Source organism: Methylobacterium sp. CB376, assembly GCF_029714205.1.
Taxonomy (GTDB): Bacteria; Pseudomonadota; Alphaproteobacteria; order Rhizobiales; family Beijerinckiaceae; genus Methylobacterium.
This window is the reverse complement of sequence record NZ_CP121649.1, coordinates 25,207-44,153: the sequence shown is the minus strand read 5'-3', so window position 1 is coordinate 44,153 and position 18,947 is coordinate 25,207. Positions and strand designations below refer to the sequence as shown.

At 66.0% G+C, this 18,947-nt stretch carries 15 protein-coding genes and 5 pseudogenes; 13 read left to right on the top strand and 7 right to left on the bottom strand.

Annotated features, from left to right (window positions below; genetic code table 11):
* Positions 1–78: 78 nt before the first annotated feature.
* The 5 genes from QA634_RS35420 to QA634_RS35400 form a co-directional block, all read right to left on the bottom strand.
* Positions 79–1,431: a phage/plasmid primase, P4 family gene (locus tag QA634_RS35420; RefSeq protein WP_012290078.1), complete on the bottom strand. Its 1,353-nt coding sequence runs from the start codon at positions 1,429–1,431 to the stop codon at positions 79–81.
* The gene (locus QA634_RS35415) at positions 1,428–1,811 is read right to left on the bottom strand and encodes a hypothetical protein (RefSeq protein ID WP_012290077.1); all 384 of its coding nucleotides are present in this window, start codon (positions 1,809–1,811) and stop codon (positions 1,428–1,430) included. The genes QA634_RS35420 and QA634_RS35415 overlap by 4 nt, the downstream gene beginning before the upstream one ends.
* Positions 1,812–2,343: 532 nt before the next feature.
* The gene (locus QA634_RS35410) at positions 2,344–3,978 is read right to left on the bottom strand and encodes an acyl-CoA synthetase (RefSeq protein WP_012290076.1); all 1,635 of its coding nucleotides are present in this window, start codon (positions 3,976–3,978) and stop codon (positions 2,344–2,346) included.
* Positions 3,979–3,996: 18 nt separating this feature from the next.
* Positions 3,997–4,638: a hypothetical protein gene (locus QA634_RS35405; protein WP_012290075.1), complete on the bottom strand. Its 642-nt coding sequence runs from the start codon at positions 4,636–4,638 to the stop codon at positions 3,997–3,999.
* A 164-nt stretch (positions 4,639–4,802) separates the two neighbouring features.
* The gene (locus tag QA634_RS35400; RefSeq protein WP_043703230.1) at positions 4,803–5,573 is read right to left on the bottom strand and encodes a hypothetical protein; all 771 of its coding nucleotides are present in this window, start codon (positions 5,571–5,573) and stop codon (positions 4,803–4,805) included.
* Positions 5,574–5,934: 361 nt separating this feature from the next.
* On the opposite strand from QA634_RS35400, the pseudogene QA634_RS35395 reads away from it, so the two are divergent.
* Positions 5,935–6,069 (top strand): annotated as a pseudogene (locus QA634_RS35395) (IS6 family transposase); the annotation flags it as partial.
* Between the two features lie 37 nt (positions 6,070–6,106).
* Here QA634_RS35395 and QA634_RS35390 read toward each other — a convergent pair.
* The gene (locus QA634_RS35390) at positions 6,107–6,859 is read right to left on the bottom strand and encodes an IS6-like element ISMtsp1 family transposase (protein WP_012290073.1); all 753 of its coding nucleotides are present in this window, start codon (positions 6,857–6,859) and stop codon (positions 6,107–6,109) included.
* Between the two features lie 379 nt (positions 6,860–7,238).
* Here QA634_RS35390 and QA634_RS35385 point away from each other — a divergent pair, with 379 nt between their 5' ends.
* The 6 genes and pseudogenes from QA634_RS35385 (at position 7,239) to QA634_RS35365 (ending at position 10,091) form a co-directional block, all read left to right on the top strand.
* A complete protein-coding gene (locus tag QA634_RS35385) occupies positions 7,239–7,598 on the top strand; it encodes a type II toxin-antitoxin system RelE/ParE family toxin (protein WP_012290072.1) in 360 nt (119 codons plus the stop codon).
* Positions 7,588–7,869 (top strand): helix-turn-helix domain-containing protein, encoded by a 282-nt coding sequence (locus QA634_RS35380; protein WP_012290071.1) that lies wholly within the window; start codon positions 7,588–7,590, stop codon positions 7,867–7,869. Before QA634_RS35385 ends, QA634_RS35380 begins: the two co-directional genes overlap by 11 nt.
* A complete protein-coding gene (locus QA634_RS35375; RefSeq protein ID WP_012290070.1) occupies positions 7,866–8,030 on the top strand; it encodes a hypothetical protein in 165 nt (54 codons plus the stop codon). The genes QA634_RS35380 and QA634_RS35375 overlap by 4 nt, the downstream gene beginning before the upstream one ends.
* 269 nt (positions 8,031–8,299) lie before the next feature.
* Positions 8,300–8,461, top strand: a pseudogene (locus QA634_RS35370) (IS630 family transposase); the annotation flags it as partial.
* 127 nt (positions 8,462–8,588) lie between these two features.
* Positions 8,589–8,735, top strand: a pseudogene (locus QA634_RS36050) (IS481 family transposase); the annotation flags it as partial.
* Positions 8,736–9,125: 390 nt separating this feature from the next.
* Positions 9,126–10,091, top strand: a complete 966-nt coding sequence (locus QA634_RS35365) for a dienelactone hydrolase family protein (RefSeq protein WP_012290069.1) — start codon at positions 9,126–9,128, stop codon at positions 10,089–10,091.
* Between the two features lie 329 nt (positions 10,092–10,420).
* Here QA634_RS35365 and QA634_RS35360 read toward each other — a convergent pair.
* A pseudogene (locus QA634_RS35360) lies at positions 10,421–11,124 on the bottom strand (IS5 family transposase).
* Positions 11,125–11,582: 458 nt separating this feature from the next.
* On the opposite strand from QA634_RS35360, the gene QA634_RS35355 reads away from it, so the two are divergent.
* From QA634_RS35355 to QA634_RS35325, 6 genes and pseudogenes are all read left to right on the top strand, one after another.
* The gene (locus QA634_RS35355) at positions 11,583–13,304 is read left to right on the top strand and encodes an acetolactate synthase large subunit (protein WP_050777596.1); all 1,722 of its coding nucleotides are present in this window, start codon (positions 11,583–11,585) and stop codon (positions 13,302–13,304) included.
* Positions 13,305–13,338: 34 nt separating this feature from the next.
* On the top strand, positions 13,339–14,517 hold the full coding sequence (locus tag QA634_RS35350; RefSeq protein WP_012290066.1) for an iron-containing alcohol dehydrogenase: 1,179 nt from the start codon (positions 13,339–13,341) through the stop codon (positions 14,515–14,517).
* 21 nt (positions 14,518–14,538) lie between these two features.
* The gene (locus QA634_RS35345; RefSeq protein ID WP_012290065.1) at positions 14,539–15,363 is read left to right on the top strand and encodes a poly(R)-hydroxyalkanoic acid synthase subunit PhaE; all 825 of its coding nucleotides are present in this window, start codon (positions 14,539–14,541) and stop codon (positions 15,361–15,363) included.
* Positions 15,360–16,471 (top strand): annotated as a pseudogene (gene phaC, locus QA634_RS36045) (class III poly(R)-hydroxyalkanoic acid synthase subunit PhaC). Before QA634_RS35345 ends, phaC begins: the two are co-directional and overlap by 4 nt.
* 273 nt (positions 16,472–16,744) lie before the next feature.
* Positions 16,745–18,046, top strand: coding sequence for a glycoside hydrolase family 28 protein (locus QA634_RS35330; protein WP_265576687.1), 1,302 nt, complete (start codon positions 16,745–16,747; stop codon positions 18,044–18,046).
* A 191-nt stretch (positions 18,047–18,237) separates the two neighbouring features.
* Positions 18,238–18,927 carry a hypothetical protein gene (locus tag QA634_RS35325; RefSeq protein ID WP_012290063.1) on the top strand — a complete coding sequence of 230 codons (690 nt, stop codon included), beginning with the start codon at positions 18,238–18,240 and terminating at the stop codon, positions 18,925–18,927.
* Positions 18,928–18,947: the final 20 nt, after the last annotated feature.

The window sequence follows — 18,947 nt, the reverse complement described above, 5'->3', positions numbered from 1 at the left end:
AACGGTTCGCGAACGAAAAAGGACGCAGACCGAGGCCCGCGTCCCAATGCCGTCCCAAGGTGTCCCTGGCCTCTGGGCCTACGCGCCCGTGCTCGTCACGTAGATGCCTTCGAAGCCGCGGACGCCGCCCGACTTGTAGCGCGCGAGCCCGAGCTTGCTCAGCTTCTCGCCCAGCTCGTGCAGCGTGCCGTGCCGCGCCCCGACCCGTTCGGCGAAGTCGCACCACGAGGCGTAGAGGTCCTGGTTCGGCGTTCGCATCTGCCGATTGCCGGGATCCACCTTGCACCGGTCCTCGACCCACTGACCGAACAGGTCCTCGTCGGCCAAGTACTCATCCGTCGCGGCCAGGACGGCGTCGGGCCGGATGAGACCGTGCTCCTGCCAGTCCAGGCAGCCGTCGATGGGCCACCGCAGGATGCCGGGCAACTCGGCCAGCAGCTTGCGCTCCAGATCGGGATCGGGCTCGGCGGGCTTGCGGATGAACGGCACGATGTTGAGGCGGCGCCGCATCGCCTCGTCCACGGTGCGGATCTTGGGCTTGTGGTTCCCAACGATCGTGATCTTGCACGTCGGCACGAAGGTCATGTTGTCCCTATGCATGAAGCGCGCGGTGATCGCGTCGCCGCCCGTGAACGACTTCAGCCGGGCCTCATCCCACGCTCGGCCTTCCTGCGTCTCGGACGCGGACACGAACCGGGCGCCTTTGAGCATCGCGAGGTCGGTCGTGTGCTGGGCGTGCTTGCTGGCAACGAACGCGTCCATGGTCGCCGTCGCGGCGTAGGACGCCAGCGCGGTCGCGAGCACCTTCAGGTAGACCGACTTGCCGTTGCCGCCGCCGCCGAACACGAAGACGACGGCGTGCTCGGTGGTGCGGCCGGTGAGGCTGTATCCGGCCCACTGTTGAAGGAACCGCATCAGCCCCAGGTCTGAGCCGGTCGCCTCGTTGAGGAAGCGCAGGAAGCGCGGGCAATCCGCCGTGTCGGCCGGCGCCACCGCCGTCTGCTTCGTGATCCGGTCGCCCGGCTCGGCCCGACGCATCTTGCCGGTGGTGAGGTCCACGACGCCGCCGGGCGTGCCGAGCACCATCGGGTCGCCGTCCCAATCCTCGCTCTGCGCGACGAAGGTCCGGGCATGACGGCACAGCTTCTCGACGCCGGACACGAACTTGGCCGTGCCAAGCCGCACCTGCTTCTTGGGGGAGAGGAGGCGCATCTGCTCCTGCACCACGGTGTGGCAGCGGTCGAAGACGCCCCCGGTGGTGTCCGGCACCCAGCAGGTGCCGGCCCACTCGAACCATAAGGCCTGGCCGTGGTCGTAGAGGAGCTGGTCGCGAAATCGCTCCACGACCAGGGCCGCGATGCTGCTCTCGGTGAGCACCGGATCGTTGTCGGGCGGAGCGGGGCGGCGGATGGGGCGCACGTTCGCCGTCATGCGGCCACCCCGGCGATTGCGGCTTTGGCCTGCATCTTCGGCTCGAACAGCATGCCGATGATCTCGACGCCAGTCCGCTCGAACTCGCGCTCGGCGCGGATGTGGCTGCGGATGTGCGCCCGCATGCCGGGCTGGTCGTGCCGCTGCAGGCAGCGGATTGCCATGTCCGCGTGAGCGATCAAGCCCTCCAAGCACCCGATTGCGAACACGGCCAGCATCTCGGGCGTGCCGTGGCTGATGTGGCCGGTCGGGTCGTCACAGGGAGCCCAGCCGCTGAAGCCGGGGAAATGTTGCCGCAGGTACTCTTCCGCGCGCTTGGCCGCGGCTTCATCGTCACGCTTGCCAGAGGCAGCGCGCTCGTGTAGAGATTTTCCTTGCATATTTACTCCTACACTTCAGACCCGGCGGCCGGGAGCCAACCAAACCGCCGGGTCTTCCGTCGTTTGATTTGAACATAGGTTTCCTGTTCCCGGATCTGCTCTCGCAAATCGGGTTGGTGACTTTAGGTTGTGCGTGCTGCTGCCGTGCTAGGCGGCGCCCTGGCGCTTCATCCGGGCGTGTCGCAAAGATTTTTGGCGGAGAAAATTATGCTCCCCGCGTAGGCGCACACCGGTCCGTCAGGCCGATACCGGGCTCGTCAAACTGCTTCGCCAGCCTCGTCGGAGGGGGTCAGCAGGCGGTGAGCAGGCCTCGTCACGCCCTGTTCGGAGACGATTTTTTCGGGCGTTGAACGTTTGCGACACGCCCCGGCAAACCGCCTGAGCATCAGGACTGGTAAGGTCCCGGAAGAGGTCGCCCGACGCCTTGCGACCGAACAGCGTCAGCCGGCGCGAGCGGCTCGTCAAACGGCAGGGTTCATCCCCGGCCCTCTCGGGCCGTCGCCTCTCCAGTTGTGCCGACGGCCACTTGCCCTCACAGTGCCTTGCCCATTTCCCGAAGTTGGACCTTGTTGGTCTTGCCGGTCGAGTTCTTCGGAAGCTCGGTGAAGAAGACGTGCTTGGGCACCTTGTAGCTGGCGAGCGACTGGCGGCACCAGTCGATCAGCTCCTCGGCCGAGACCATCTCGAAGCCGTTCTTCCGCTCAACGAAGGCGCAGACCGCCTCGCCCCACTTCTCGTCCGGCTTGCCGACCACCCCGGCGTCCGCGACCGCCGGGTGCTTGAACAACGCCTCCTCGACCTCGATCGACCAGATGTTCTCGCCCCCCGAGATGATGATGTCCTTCGAGCGGTCCTTGAGCTGGAGGTAGCCGTCCGGGTGCTTCACGCCGAGGTCGCCCGAATGGAACCAGCCGCCCCGGAATGCCTCCTCGGTGGCCTTCGGGTTCTTGAGGTAGCCGCGCATCACCACGTTGCCGCGGAACATCACCTCGCCGACGGTCTGGCCGTCCGCCGGCACTGGCCGCATCGTCTTGGGATCGAGCACGTCGAGCGCCTCGAGGGGCGGGTAGCGCACGCCCTGGCGCGCCTTGCGGGCCGCCTGCTCGGGCGTGGTCAGCGCGTCCCAATCCGCGTGCCACTCGTTGACCACGGCCGGCCCGTAGGTCTCGGTGAGGCCGTAGACGTGGGTCACGTCGAAGCCCGCCTCCGCCATTCCGGCCAAGCCCGCCTCGGGCGGGGGCGCGCCGCCGACGACGAACGACACCGGGTGCGGCAGTGCCCGGCGCTCCGCCGCAGGCGCGTTCAGCAGCTGCTGCATCACGACCGGGGCGCCGCAGAGATGCGTGACGCCGTGGTCCGCGATCGCGTCGTACACCGCCTTGGCCCGCACCTGCCGCAGGCAGACATGCGTGCCCGCCACCACCGACAGCGTCCAGGGAAAGCACCAGCCGTTGCAGTGGAACATCGGCAGCGTCCAGAGATAGACCGGGTGCTTGCCGAGGCCGGTGGTCACGACGTTGCCAACCGCTTGCAGACAGGCGCCGCGGTGATCGTAGACCACCCCCTTGGGATCGCCCGTGGTCCCGGACGTGTAGTTGAGCGTGATCGCGTCCCGCTCGTCGCCGGGCAGGGACCAGGCATGGGCGGGGTCGCCGGAGGCCAGGAACGCCTCGTAGTCCAGGCTGCCCAGGCGCTCGCCCTCACCGCTGAATTCCGGGTCGTCGTAGTCGATGACGAGGGGTCTGACCTTCGCGTGCGCGAGCGCCGGCTTGATCACCCGCGCGAATTCCCGGTCGGTGATCAGCACCTTGGCTTCGCCATGATCGAGGAAGGAGGCGATCATCGCCGCGTCCAGACGGGTGTTGAGGGTGTTGAGCACGGCGCCGGTCATCGGCACGCCGTAGTGGCACTCGATCAAGGCGGGCGTGTTGGGGAGCATGACCGCCACCGTGTCGCCGCGCCCGATCCCGCGGGCCGCGAGGGCCGAGGCGAGACGCCGCGTGCGGGCATAGAAGTCGCGGTAGCTGCGCCGCAGAGAACCGTAGATGACCGCGACATGGTCCGGGAAGACCGTCGCGGTGCGCTCCAGGAAGGTGAGGGGCGTCAGCGGCTGGAAATTGGCCGGGTTCCGGTCGAGGCCATGGTCGTAGATGGTCTTGGCAGTCATGAGGATGCCTCCTGCGATCTAGGCGCGAGCTCTAAAGCTCAGCGTGATTTCTCGTGTTTCAGCAAGAAGTTGATGACCGAGCGTGTGATGCGTTCGTCGGCATCTGTGCACTAGCGAAGGATTGGAACCGCCAGACCAACCGGAACAAAACCAGCAGATGGCGAAGAGCGCCATCAGCTCGCGGCTCGACGCGATCCCCTGCTCGTTCTTGGACCGTTCATTGACCACGGCGGAGAAGGCCGCCGTCGCCTTCTTCCAGACCTCCATCATCAGGGCGTTGTGTTCGAGATTGCGCCGGTGCAGCGCCACCCAGGCCGTGAACACGGCCGCGAACTTGCGCTCGACGTTCCAGAGATCGGCGAGGCGCGGTCCTTCGGCCATCCGTTTCAGCGCTTCATCGACCGCGCCCGTGATGCAGATCCATCCGTGCGGGTCGAAGATCTTGGCCAGGACATCGGCCGCGATTGGATCTCGCACCTCGCCTCCGCCCTTCAGGCTCTTGGCAAAGGTCGCCGAGACCGCCTGAGCGGCCTCCCAGCCCTGCTGATACGAGTGTTGGGCCTGTTCCAGGGCTTCCCAGTCGTGCCAATGCCTGACGGCGGTGTTGGCCGCCTCGGCGATCTTGGACAGGGTCTCATAAAGCCTCTCGGTTTCTGTCATGTCCATTCTCCCCCTAGAGCTGCGGGCAAGGTGACCCATGAGCACCGATCCGCCACAACGCCTCGCCGAGGTCGCCCGGCTCGCGAACCCCGGCGAGCGGGGGGGAGCCGACGATCCGTGGTGCCGGCCCTCGCTCGTCGGCGGGCGGGCCGGCCCCGGACGGGTTACGCCTGGAAGCAGAGCTTGACGTTGGGGTCCGTGGGACTCGTGGAGTCGCGCAGCCAGTCGGTGACGTTCGTCGTATCGAGCGCCACAAGCTTGCCGGCGCTGGCCTTGATTTTCAGAGTCAGGATAGAGAACTCGGTGCAACGCACCTCAAAGCCCTGCCGCGCAACCTCCTTCTTTTTACTCTTGTCGTGGGACATGTACAGTGCAGTGTAGTACAAATAGAGCTTAGGCTGCGATGGGTCCCTCATGTTGATGGTAGATTGAGAGAACAAATTCTTCCATTCTTCTGAATGGTTCTCGCTGGAGACAGATTTCGCCATATCAGAGATGGTTTTCTCAATATTTCTCAGGTCATCCTCCGAAAGTCCTGCGTACAGGCTGCAGATTTGATCGAAGAGGGCGTTGTAATTTTTGTCTTCATAGGCCATCTTGGTGGCGGTATTCCTCGAGAGGGCCAAGAAAGGGTTGTTGTCGATCTCGGTCACGTAGCCGTTGAACGCTGCCGCCAGCACCTCCGGGCTGGTCGTGGCCGGGTGGAAATTGGCGCGCTTCTGGCTGTGCTTGAGGATGCTGGAGACGGCGGTCGGAAGGTTGCTGAGTTCCGTGTAGATCGCCGTGCCGGTCGCATTCGGATCGGCAGTGTTCTCACCGAGAAACGTCCCGCCCGCCGTCGCCGCGACGTTGTCGGCGAACAAGAAATAATCGTGATACTGAGGAGCATTATGGATCCAGCTCTTCACAGCATCGTCTTCACTGAACGTATTCATATCAGCTCTCCACTGATTGCCGCAGTCGTCCCAGGGTGGCGCCTTCCTACCCTCGGTCGAACCGCGCGTGGTTGGTAGCGACATCGCTCCCCACGTCACGGCCGGCAGCGACTTCCGCTGCCGTCGCACCCTCGTTGCGCAAGCGATGTGCCAGCGCCGCCCGACGAACTTTTCGCAATTATTGCAATGCTTTATGGCTGCCGTGGGGGATTGGCGCAGACGCCACCGGGCTGTTGGGAGCCCGACAAAGTCCGACAAGCCATGGAGGCGCGTCGGGCCTGTCGCAAACGCGAACGGGCCGGCATTCACCGATCGTTAGCCATACCTGCCCAGTTTGCCGCCTCCGCCTCGGAGCCGGCCCATGATCCTGAACGCCCTCGCCCTCGCGCTGAAGAGAGAGGCCCGTGGCGACTTCCGGGGCCGGCACTTCGAAGCCACCCTCATCGTCCAGGCCGTCTCCTGGTACCTGCGCTACGCCCGGGCCTGTCGCAAACTGGGGTCCAGGCCGCAGAAGGGTCTCTGCCGTCCCGCTTTCACGCTTTGTTCGCCACGGGAAGTCCGAAGCACTGCGCGAGCAGTCGGTTCTGCTCCCGGACCGTCCACGCCCCTGAGAACCCGAAACCCTTGCGCAGCCAAAGCATGGCCTCGAAGCCCTGGATCGTCCGCCGCGCCGTGTGGAACGCGCGGAAGCCCCCGACCCGTGGCATCGGCCGCTTGACCCGGAAGTGGTCGCTCTCAATCCCTTGCTGCAAGTGCTTGGTGACGTGGTGGATGGGCGCGCGTGGCAGCAGGCCCTCCTTGCGGCTCTCGGCGATCGCCGGCGGGTAAGGGCCAGCACCATCGGTGCCGATGCGGTCGGGCGCGAGAAGCGGCTGATCCTGTAGCATCTTGCGGAAGAAGCGCTTGGCCGCTTCCAGGTCGCGGTTGGCGGTGAGCAGGAAGTCGACCGCCTCGCCATGCTTGTCGATGGCCCGGTACAGATAGCGCCACTGGCCACGCACCTTGATATAGGTCTCGTCCACCCTCACGGACCCGCAATGCGGCTTGCGGAACCGGCGCAGGCGCCGCTCGATGGCGGGCGCGTAGGCCAGCACCCAGCGGTTGATGGTGGAGTGGTCCACCCCCATACCCCGCTCCAGCAGCATCTCCTCGATGTCGCGGTAGCTGAGCGCGTAGCGCAGGTACCAGGAGACGGCCTGGACGATGAGAGTGGCTTCGAAGTGCCGGCCCGTGAAGTCGCCGCGGGCCTCTCTCTTCAGCTTGAGGGCGAGGGCGTTCAGGATCATGGGCCGGCTCCGAGGCGGAGCGGCAAGCTGGGCGGGTATGGCTAACGACCCATGAACGCGAGCCCGTTCGCGTTTGCGACAGGCCCCTGGATCACGCGTAACAGCATGGCGACCTCCCGGCTGGCCATTGAGCACTGGAAGCGCGGCGGCGGCGTGGCGGCTCAAAAATCGCCGCCTGTGGGCCTCTGGTCTTCTGACCCTACTCCGACACCCTCGAAGCATCACACCGCAGCCACGGAGCCGGAAATCGCGCCAGGCGGCGCCAGCGTAAGGGGCTTGGCGAGGGGGGAACGGCATCCGAGGGGCTTTATGGAGAAAATCGCTTTTCTGCTGGCAAACCCTGTATCTTTTAAGGTACGATGTACCGTAGAAGGTGCGGATGGAGCAGGAGCTGAAAAAGCTGCCGGCGGCGTTCTACGCCACCGACAGCGGCAAGGAGCCGGTCAGGGAATGGTTGAAGGACCAGACCCCGGACGATCGCAAGGTCATCGGCCAGGACATTGCCACGGTCGAATTCGGCTGGCCGGTCGGCATGCCGACGTGCCGGCCCATGGGCGCAGGCCTGTGGGAGGTGCGCAGCGACCTTTCGGACGGGCGGATTTCGCGCGTCCTGTTCTGCATTGCCCACGGTCATATGGTTCTGCTGCACGCCTTCATTAAGAAAACGCAGAAGACGCCCGATGCCGAACTGACCAAAGCCCGCAAACGACAGAAGAAGGTGGAGAAAAATGACAAATAAACATATCGGATCGTCGTTCGACAGCTTCCTCGAAGAGGAAGGCACCCGCGAGGAGGTCAACGAACAGGCGACCAAGCGCGTCCTGGCCTGGCAGATCGAGCAGGCCATGAAGGAGCAGGGCATCACAAAAAGCGTCATGGCGAAGCGCATGCACACCAGCCGCGCCCAGCTCGACCGCCTGCTGGACCCGGAGAATGACAAGGTGCAGCTCGACACTGTGAAGCGTGCCGCCGCCGTCGTTGGCCGCAAAGTGCGGCTGGAGCTGGCATGACCGGACGGCGCACGCTGTACCTCCCCGCCGATCAGGCAAAGGCAATCAAAGCGACGGGCCGTGGTCATGTCCCCCGCATAGAAAAGGTGCTGCGCGAAGCCTTACAGGCCGGAAAGCTGGATGCACCGCGCGACCTCCTGGAGCAGGCGCCAAAGCGATGACCTGCCAGCACGAGGCTTAAGCAGTTTTTAAATCGATCTCGTAGTATAATAGGCCTGCCATGGTCGATGTACTGGAAAGGCCATCCGCTGAATTTGATATTGCCGCTGCACCAGTCCCGCCGCGGCTTGAGGTGACACTGACGATCGACGCCGATCTTCTGGACCGTCTAGAGCGTTTTCGGTTTAATCTGGATCGTAGCCTGCAGCGGCGAAGAAGTGGGCACACTCGTCGGGCGTGATGGTGTCGACGAGCCTCCCGATGGCCGACCATAGCCCCTCGGCGGCTGCGGCGCGGGACGTTCACCGGGATCGTGGACCTGCAAGCGGCGATCAAGCGCTACATCGCCGAGAACAACGAGCAGCCCAGGCCCTTCGTCTGGACCAAGCCCGCGGCCGCTATCCTCAACAGCCAGGCTGCACCATCCGTCTGAGTCACTGCACTAGTTGTCTGGATGCGAGACCTCCTTGGCGTCTGCGACCACCTTGAGCGCTGCGGGGAGCGCGTCCGGATCAGGCGGCCTAGTGACGGGCTTGGCCAGCTCCGGCTTCGCCTTCAGCCGCTCACCGGACAGGGTCCTGCGTGAGCGGCTGAAGGCGAAGCCGGAGCTGGCCAAGCCCGTCACTAGGCCGCCTGATCCGGACGCGCTCCCCGCAGCGCTCAAGGTGGTCGCAGACGCCAAGGAGGTCTCGCATCCAGACAACTAGAGAGCCGCACCCCGTGACACCTTTCCGTACCGCGTTAGCACCGTACGCTGCTATCGTCGTAATGTCGTATGGCCGTATGTTGTCCGGCGGCTTCGCCGGACGCGGCCGGCGCCTCGGGCGCGGCTGCGGTCAAAAGACCGCGGCGCCTCGCCGTTCCACATCAGGGTCTTCTTTGAGGGCCAGTATCCCGGGCTGCCGCTGCTGCAATGGATGGGCCTGACCCTCGATGCGCGCGCGGCCGCGGCGCGGGGCGTGCCGCCCTTCCCTCACATGCTGTGCTGGCTGCGCGAGGCGCCGGTCGAGGCCTGAAGCCTTCCGCGGCGGGAGATCCGCCGTTGACACGGGCGGCGCCCGGTCGAGGGTGGGGGCAACGCATCCTCGGGAGGAACCATGCGCATCCTGGCCGCCACGCTCGTCGCCCTCGGCATCGCCGCACCGGCCGCCGAGGCCGCCTCCCCCCTGCCCGGCCGCATCGAGATCCACGCGGTGAAGAGCCGGACCCTGACCGGGGAAGAGTTCCTGCGCGGCGACGCGCCGGGGCGCGAGGTGGTGCTCGGCGGCGAGTTGCGCCTGCCCGTCGGCGCGCCGCCGAAGGTGCCGGTGGTGGTGCTTGTCCACGGCTCGGGCGGGATCAGCGCCGGCCCGGACGCCTGGGCGCGGGTGCTCAACGAAGCGGGGATCGGCGCCTTCATCCTCGACGCCTTCACGGGCCGCGGCATTGTCAGCACGATCGAGGACCAGGAGCAGCTCAACTCCCTCGCCATGATGGTCGACGCCTACCGCGCCCTCGACGCGCTCGCGGCGCACCCGCGGGTGCGGGCGGACCGCATCGCCGTGATGGGCTTCTCCAAGGGGGCGGTCGCGTCGGTCTACTCGGCGGCGGAGCGGTTCCACGCGGCCTATGGCGGCCCGAACCGCTTCGCCGCCCATATCGGCCTCTACACGCCCTGCAACGTGACCTATCGGGAAGACGACAAGGTCGGCCCGGCGCCGATCCGGCTGTTCCACGGCACCAGCGACGACTACGTCAGCGTCTTGCCCTGCCGGGACTACGTCGCCCGGCTGAAGCAGGCCGGCGCGGACGTGATGCTGACCGAGTATCCCGACACGCAGCACAGCTTTGACACGCCGACGAGCCCGCCGCTGGTCTCGATCCCGAAGGCGCAGAGCACGCGCGACTGCCGACTGAAAGAGGGGCCGGGCGGCACGATCCTCGACGCCGCGACGGGCCGGCCCTACAGCCTGCGGACAGACCCCTGCGTCGCCGTCGGCGCCCATGTGGGCCACAACCCGGCCTCGACCGAGGCGGCGCGGGCGGCGGTGGTCGGCTTCCTTCGTGAGGTGCTGCTGAAGTAAGAGCCGCGGCCGCCCCGTCGGAGCTCGCCCTCCCCTCGCCACGAAGCGGCCGGAGAACCGGGGCTCCGAGCCCATGAGACACCTCCCTGCCGCCTGCGCGCTGATCCTGGCGGCGGGCCTCGCCGGGTCGGCGGCGGCGCAGGTGCCCCGTCACGCCCCGCAGGCGGCCAAGCCGGCCCCCGCGCCGGCCGAGGACGACATGGCGGAAGTCGACCCGGCCCTCCTCGCCCAGTGCCGCCGGCACGCCGCCGAGAAGCGGCTCAGGGGCGGGGCCCGGACCACCTTCGTGAAAACCTGCGTGCCGCCGGAGGATTGGGGTCAGGACTCAATCAGCACCAGAACGCGATCACGGCGGCCAGGGCGAGAGCGGAGGCGTAGTTGCGGGCCAGCTTGTCGTAGCGGGTGGCGATCCGGCGGAAGTCCTTGAGACGACAAAAGGCGGCCTCGATGCGCCAGCGTTTCCGGGAGCGGCGCTTGTCGTGGCGCAGCCTGCGCTTGCGGGCGCGGGTGCCGGGGATGACCGGGGTGATGCCCTTCTCCCGCAGATCAGCCCGCAGCCAATCGGCGTCGTAGCCCTTGTCGGCGATCAGGCGGCGGATCCGGCCGGGAGCCTCGGCCAGCACCGCCGGGGCGGTGCGCACGTCGCTGGCGTTGCCGGGTGTCAGCAGGAGGACACCGGGGCGGCCAAGCACGTCGACGAGGGCGTGGATCTTGGTCGTCTGGCCACCCCGCGACGGGCCGATCGCCTGCGCTGTCGCCCCCCTTTGCCCCCGTGAGCCGAGCGATGGACCCGCACGTAGGTGCTGTCGATGGCAGCCGCCTCGCCCGACCATCCAGCTTTGGCCAGGGCCGCCAGCATCGCCGTCCAGAAGCCACGCCGCGACCACCTGTTGAAGCGGTTGTAGACCGTGGTGCGGTGTCCATACGCGGACGGGCCATCGCGCCAGCGGCAGCCGGAGGTCAGCACGTGCAGGATGCCGGAGATGATCTGGCGATCGTCCTTGCGCTCGGGGCCGGGCTGGTTGCGCGGCATGAACGGCGCGATCACCGCCCACTGCGCGTCCGAGAGCCAGAACAGGTCCGCCATGGCCGCCTCCGTGCTGCAAGCGGCCGCCCTGAATCACAAAACCATAGACCCTGCAACACCTTGGTTCGGTTCAGGCCCTAGCCCTCCGGACGGCTTGCCGGCCTCGTACAGGGCGCTACCGCCCGGCTACACCCCATCCGGCCCGCCGCGCCTCCATGGCCTGTCGGACTTTGTCGGGCTCCCGACAGCCCGGTGGCGTCTGCGCCAATCCCCCACGGCAGCCATAAAGCATTGCAATAATTGCGAAAAGTTCGTCGGGCGGCGCTGGCACATCGCTTGCGCAACGAGGGTGCGACGGCGGCGGAAGTCGCTGCTGGCCGTGACGTGGGGAGCGATGTCGCCGCCTGGGCGGAGCAAGAGCTCGACGACAGCCAGAGCCCGACGACAGTCGGGCGGGTTGCTTAATGCCAGCTTGCGAGGATGAGAACGTGGGAGCATCGTCTAAAATTAAGGGTTCTGATCTCATAGTCAAAGCCCTCGAGAACATGGGCGTCGACTACGTCATCGGCATACCCGGGGAGGAGATCCTCGAAATCATCGAGAGCTTGCACAACTCGAAGATCAGGTTCATCCCCGTCCGCCACGAGCAGGCGGCCGTCATGATGGCCGCCACGCACGGGCGGCTGACCGGCCGGCCGGGCGTCTGCCTCGCGACCTGCGGCCCGGGCGCGCTGAACTTGGTGACAGGCGTGGCCTACGCGCAGCTCGGCGCCATGCCGGTGTTGATAATCACCGGCCAGAAGCCGATCAGCGCCCCACCCCAGTCCCGCTTCCAGCTCATCGATACCGTCTCGGTGATGCGCCCGCTCACCAAGATGACGCGCCAGATCGTCTCGGCGGCCTCGATCCCGACGCTGGTGCGCGAGGCCTTCCGGGTCGCCACCGACGAGCGCCGGGGCGCGGTTCATCTCGAAGTGCCCAAGGACGTTGCTACCGAAGACGTTGCTACCGAAATGGCCGAAGTCGCCCTGGCGCCCTCTCACCCGATCGACCGGCCAGTGGCGGCGGAAGCCGCCATCGAGCACGCGGCTGCGATGATCCTGAGTGCGCAAAGCCCGCTGATCATGATCGGCGCGGCCGGCAACCGGCCGGGGCTGGGCGAGCCGCTCTCCGAGTTTGTGCGGCGGACCCAGATTCCCTTCTGCGACACGCAGATGGGCAAGGGCGCGGTCACGGGCGCCTCGAGCCTCTATCTCGGCACCGCGGCGCTCTCCGAGCGGGATTACGTGCATGCGGCGATAGACCGGGCGGACCTGATCATCTCGATCGGGCACGACGCGGTCGAGAAACCCCCCTTCCTGTACGAGAAGATCGCGGGCGGCCTCAAGGTCATCCACATCGGTTACACTCCGGCGAGCGTCGAGCAGGTCTTTCACCCGGATGCCGAGGTGGTGGGCGATATCAGTTCGACGGTGACGGCGCTCGCCGACCGGCTCGGCGGGCGGCTCGAGCCGGATCCCGGCATGCTCGAGCTGCGCCAGTCGCTCCTGGAGCGCATCAACGGCATCAACGATGGGACCGAAGAGGCCACTTCTTCAATGACGGTGCGGCGCATCGTGCATGCCGTTCGTACGGTAATGCCGGAGGACGGCTTCGTCTGCCTCGACAACGGCGAGTACAAGATCGAGTTTGCGCGCTACTACCTGACGTACGCTCCCAACACGCTGCTGCTCGACAACGCGCTTGCCACGATGGGAGCGGGGCTGCCCTCCGCCATGATGGCGGCGGAGCTCTATCCAGAACGTCGCGTGTTGGCGGTGTGCGGCGATGGTGGCTTCATGATGAACAGCCAAGAGATGGAGACAGCTGTCCGGCTCAGGCTCAACCTCGTGGCGCTGATCCTGGACAACTCGGCATACGGCATGATCCGCAGGAAGCAGAGGGAGGGGGGCTTCGCCGAATACGGCACGACGTTCACCAACCCGGATTTCGTCGCGTACGCCAATTCCTATGGGGCGACGGGCCACTGCGTCACCGCGGTCCGCGACCTGGCTCCGACGCTCGAGGCCGCCTTCAAGGCCGGTGGGGTTCACCTCGTGGCGGTACCGATCGACGACTCCGAGAACAAGCGGGTCCTGATCCAAGAACATCACCATAAGGCCAGCAATATCGAGCCGGAAGAATAAGTTCTAGCTCACCGACGTGCTCCCGGAGCTCATCATGACCCCATTCACGTTCCAAACCTGCCCCAATATTCTGTTCGAGCCCGGCGCCTCGGCGAAGCTGCCCGACCTCGTGGCGAGCTTCCGCGCTCAACGGATCATGCTGGTGACCGGCAAAAATGTTCGCGGCGCGGGTCTGACCCGCGCTGCGGAGGCTGCCCTGGCCTCGGCGGGCCTTCAGGTCACCGTCTTCGAGGACGTCGTGGCCGACCCGCCCTCGCACGTCATCGAGACTGCAGCGCAACTTGCCCAGCAGCAGACAGTGGACCTTGTGCTCGCGATTGGGGGCGGCTCCACTCTCGACACTGCCAAGCTCGTGGCGTACCTCGCGCGCAGCGGCGATCAGCTCGACCGCATCTACGGGGTCGGCCTCGCCCAGGGCCAGCGCTTGCCGCTCATCCTGATGCCGACCACGGCCGGGACCGGCTCCGAGGTGACGCCGATCTCGATCGTGACGACGCCGACGGGCGAGAAGAAGGGCGTGGTCTCGCCCCGGCTGCTGCCGGACTGCGCGGTCCTTGATCCCGATCTGACCCTCGGACTGCCGGCCCACGTGACGGCCGCGACCGGCATCGACGCGATGGTGCACGCGATCGAGGCCTACACCAGCCGTCACAAGAAGAACCCGATCTCGGACCAGCTCGCCCGGAAGGCCTTGGCGCTGCTCGCAGGCAGCATTCGCACGGCCTGCAGCGACGGCCGCAACGTCGAGGCGCGCTCCAACATGCTGCTCGGCTCCATGCTCGCGGGCATGGCCTTTGCCAACGCTCCCGTCGCCGCGGTCCATGCGCTGGCCTATCCGATCGGCGCCGTCTTCCACGTGACGCACGGGGTGTCGAACGCCCTCGTGCTGACGGGCGTGATGCGCTTCAACCTCCCGCAAGCGGAGGCCCTCTACGCGGAACTCGCCCCGATCTTCGATCCGCAGGCAGCCAGTCTCCCGGCCGCCGAGGCTGCCACCCGATTCGTCGACAGCCTCGCGGCCATCTGCCGGGACTGCGGTGCGCCCGCCTCACTCGCCGAGGTCGGTGTTCGCGAGGAGGATCTCGCGCGCCTCGCAACCGATGCCATGAAGCAGACGCGACTTCTCGTGAACAACCCACGCGAGGTCACCTACCCGGACGCCTTCGCGATCTACTCCGAGGCACTCGACGGCAAGCTCAGAACCGTTGCTTGAGTCGCTTGAGGAGCTCAAGCCATGGATCTATTCGATACCTTTAAGGCAATGGGAGAGCTCTGGGGCAAAGGCACCCAGTGCTTTCTCGAAGCTCAGCGCAACATGTACGGGGCCATGACGACGGCCTTGGACAAGGATGGCAAGCCGAGCCTTCCCCTCATCCCGGACTGGGAAGCCCTGGAACAGGCCCAACACTCGTATCAGCAGGGCTGGGAGGCCGCTCAGGCGGTCTCGGCGACCTTTGCCAAGAGCCTGAAGGGCGGAGGCGAGGTGCGAGATCCAATCGCGGCCGATGTCCTGGCCAAGATCTTCGACCCGCACGGATGGATCTGCATCACGGGCGCGGTCGATGAAGCGCTGAAACGGATGGCCGAAGGACCGCGCCTCGCCGATCTCTGGAACGTCGAGCGCAAGTTCGCGGCCGTGTTCACGGCCTGGGTGGCGCTGCACCGGCGCAACCTCGAACACAACGCCCTGATGATGGAGGTCTGGAAGAAGGCGACGGCAGCCTTCTCCGCCGTGGTCAATGAACGGTCCAAGAACGAGCAGGGGATCGCGTCGAGCCGCGAGCTGATGGCGCTCTGGGTCGAGACTGCCAACGACGTTCTGCTGGAGGCGCAGCGGTCGGAGGAGTTTCTCAAGAGCCAGCGCGAGACGCTGAAAGCCTCGACGGATTTGCGGCTTGCTCAGCAGGATATCGCTGAGTTCTACAGCCAGATGTTCGGCTACCCGACCCGCGCCGAACTCGACGACGTGCATCAGAGCCTCACGCAGCTGCGCCGGGAAGTCAGGGCGCTCAGTCGCCAGAGGCGGACCAGCGGAAAATCAGAAGGAGAGCCGACATGAGCCGCTCTGCCAAATCCAAAGCCGCGCTTGACCCCGTCGCGGAGGCGGCAGCGCTTGGAAAGCGGCTCGCGGAAGGAGCCAAGCTCTTCCAGGAGGTCCGCGACGAGGACGTTCAGATTGCGACGAGCGAGAAAGTTGTAATCTGGCAGCAGGATAAGGTCACACTGTACCGCTACCGATCTCTTGCCGAGCAGAAGGTCAGGACACCCGTCCTCATCGTCTATGGGCTTATCGGTCGCCACACGATAGCCGACCTGCAGGAGGATCGCTCGCTCGTTCGCAATCTGCTGAAGCTCGGTGTTGACCTCTACGTAGTGGACTGGGGCAATCCGAGCCGAGCCGACCGCTTCGTGACGCTTGATGACTACATCGACGGCTATCTCGCTGAATGCGTGAACGTCATCTCCGAGGCGGGGGGGGGGGGGGGGCGAAGATCAATCTACTCGGGATTTGCGAGGGTGGGACCTTCACGACTTGCTACGCGGCGCTGCACCCCGAGGACGTCAACGCGATGGTGCTGACGATCACGCCGATCGACTTCCACGCCGACACTGTCGAGAACCGCAAAGGTCACGGCTTCATCAACATGTGGACGCGCAGCCTTGAGCCTGATGACATTGACCGCCTCATCGAGGCGCACGGCACGTTGCCGGGTGAATTCATGGGCTCGGTGTTCGCGCTGATGACGCCGATGCGCACGATGACCAAGTACAACCTTGATCTTCTTGACGTAATCGACAATAAGAAAAGGTTTATGAACTTCTTGCGTATGGAAAAGTGGATTTCCGATCGGCCGCACCATCCCGGTGAGGCCGCCAAGCAGTGGCTGAAAAATCTGTATCAGGACAACAAGCTGGTGCAAAACTCGTTCCAGCTAGCCGGCAGAACCGTCGATCTTGGCAACATCAAATGCCCAGTCTTGAACATCTACGCAAAATATGATCATATTATTCCACCGGCAACATCGCGGGCACTCAAGCAATTCGTAGGCACGTCGGACTATACCGAGCTGCCGCTCCCAGGCGGGCACGTCGGCGTATTCGTCGGCGGGAGGGCGCAGAGCCTGCTTGGGACCGGCATCGCCGAGTGGTTGACTGGGCGCGAGTAAGGGACGAACGACCGTGGCGCTCAAGAACAAGATTGAACCGCCCCGGGATTTCCGGAGGCTCGCGGGATGCCGTCCGCGAGCGCAGAGTAGGTCAATCCCGACAGACAGGAGGCTCCAACTCTTGAGAGGATGGAGCCATGAGGAAGCATACCCCCCCTCTCGCCTGAGATCCGCGAGCGGGGCGGTCCGGATGGTCCGGGGGCACCAGGGCGAGCACGGCTCGCAATGAAAGTTCTTACCGCACGCGCCGTTCTGGTTGCAACGGCAGGCTTGATGACCGTCGGCGCCACTCATTCGGCACAGTCCCAGGACAGGCGAAACGTCCAGGAGCCGGTTCCGCCGACGCAGGTCTGCGCAGTCCTGAGTGCGGACGACGCTCCGTCGGCCAAGGTCGGACAAGCGAAATTGCAGGCCGCCCTGGACGGCTGCCGGACGGGCCAAGCGGTGCGGCTCACGCCCAGCAGGACGAAGGCGGTGTTCGCGAGCGGGCCGATCGAGATGCGGGCCGGCGTGGTTCTCTGGCTCGACGCCGGGGCCGTGCTCGCCGCCGAGCCCGATCCTCGCCTCTACGACCTCGGCGACGGCCGTTGCGGACTGATCAATAACGCGGGGGGGGGATGCCGGCCTTTCCTCAATTTTCACAAGGCCAACGGCGCGGGCCTGATGGGCGACGGCACGATCGACGGCCAGGGCGGGGCGGTCATGATCGGCAAGGCGGAGACCTGGTGGGCCCTGGCCAGTCGCGCTCAGGTCGAGGGTAGGGAGCAGAACGTCCCCCGGCTGGTGCAGATCGACAGCTCGAACAACATCACCGTATACCGGATCACGCTGCGCAACGCGCCGAACGTACACATCGCCATGAACAAGGTCCAGGGCGTGACGGTGTGGGGCGTCACCATCAACACCCCGGCCGATGCCCGAAACACGGACGGGATTGATCCAGGCGCGGCGATGGACGTGACCATCGCCCGCACCTTCATCAGCACCGGCGACGACGACATCGCCATCAAGGCCGGCGACAACGGAGCGACCCGCCACGTCTCCATCTTGGACATCCACATCTATTCGGGGCACGGGCTCTCGATTGGCAGTGAGACGAACAGTGGCGTCAGCGACGTCCTCGTCCGAAACGTCACCATCGACGGCGCGGTGTCAGGCCTGAGAATCAAGAGCGATCCGAGTCGGGGCGGTTTGGTGCAGGCGGTCCGCTACGAGAACGTTTGCGTGCGCGGAAGTCGGCGGCCGATCGACTTCGACACGCGCTATGATCCACGCGCTCAGGGTACGAAGATCCCCGTGTATAGCAACATCGTCCTGCGCCAAGTTGCCGGAGAGGGCGGTCGGCTGGTCATGCACGGGTACGACGCCGCTCACCCCTTGGGCGTTTCGCTGGATGGCGTTCGCTTCGTCGACAACGCGACGTGGGACGTGGTCAACACCCAGGCCATCGTCATGGCGGGTGGCGTGACCCCGCCGATTGGCGCCCCGGCGGCGGCGTGGTCGGCGGTCAACGGGCCGAACTGCAAGGCTCTTTGGACGCCGTTTCCGGGCGACACGGCGGTGCAGTCCCATTGAGAGGGGATGGCTTCGACCGGGCGTGATGGGGTGGACATCGGGTAATCGCGGGGGGGCGTGTCGCAAACGTTCAACGCCCGAAAAAAATCGTCTCCGAACAAGGCGTGACGAGGCCTGCTCACCGCCTGCTGACCCCCTCCGACGAGGCTGGCGAAGCAGTTTGACGAGCCCGGTATCGGCCTGACGGACCGGTGTGCGCCTACGCGGGGAGCATAATTTTCTCCGCCAAAAATCTTTGCGACACGCCCCGCTGGTCAGCCGTGGAGGCCCGCGGCGGCCCGACCTCGGTGAACCCGCGCTCGGGCGCGTTCGGGATCGCGCAGTGGCTGTCTCGGGACCGTCTGGCTCCGATCCGCGGCAACACCGACTTCGACGCGCAGCTCCGGCACGCCTTGCACGAGCTGCACACGACCGAGCGCCGGGCGCTCGCGAAGCTCAACTCCGCCAAGACCCCGTTCGAGGCCGCGACCGGGGCTTCGATGTTCGAGCGGGCGGAGGGCTACAACGCGCGCACGGGCGTCGACCTGTTCACCGGCCGCACGGCCGCGGCGATGGGGGGGCTGAAGGTCGGCCCTCCGGGTGAGCCGGTGCAGGTCGCGAGCGGTGGCGACGTGCTCTGGTACAAGCGCGACCGCTACTACCCGTCCAAGGCCGGTGGCTACTCGCGCCTGCGCGACGACGAGGTCGTGAACGACCTCAAGGACGGACCGCCGTCTCAGAAGATCGCGATGTCGCGCGTCGGCGACGACATGATGCAGCGCCGCTTCAACAGCGCGGGCGCCTCGGCCGGTAGCGGCAAGGGCCACCTGCACATCACCATGGACGGCTTCCCGACCGGGACGCGCGCCCGGGCCTCGGTCGTGTCCCCAGGCGTGGTGTAGCTGCGGCGTGGCGGCCACGG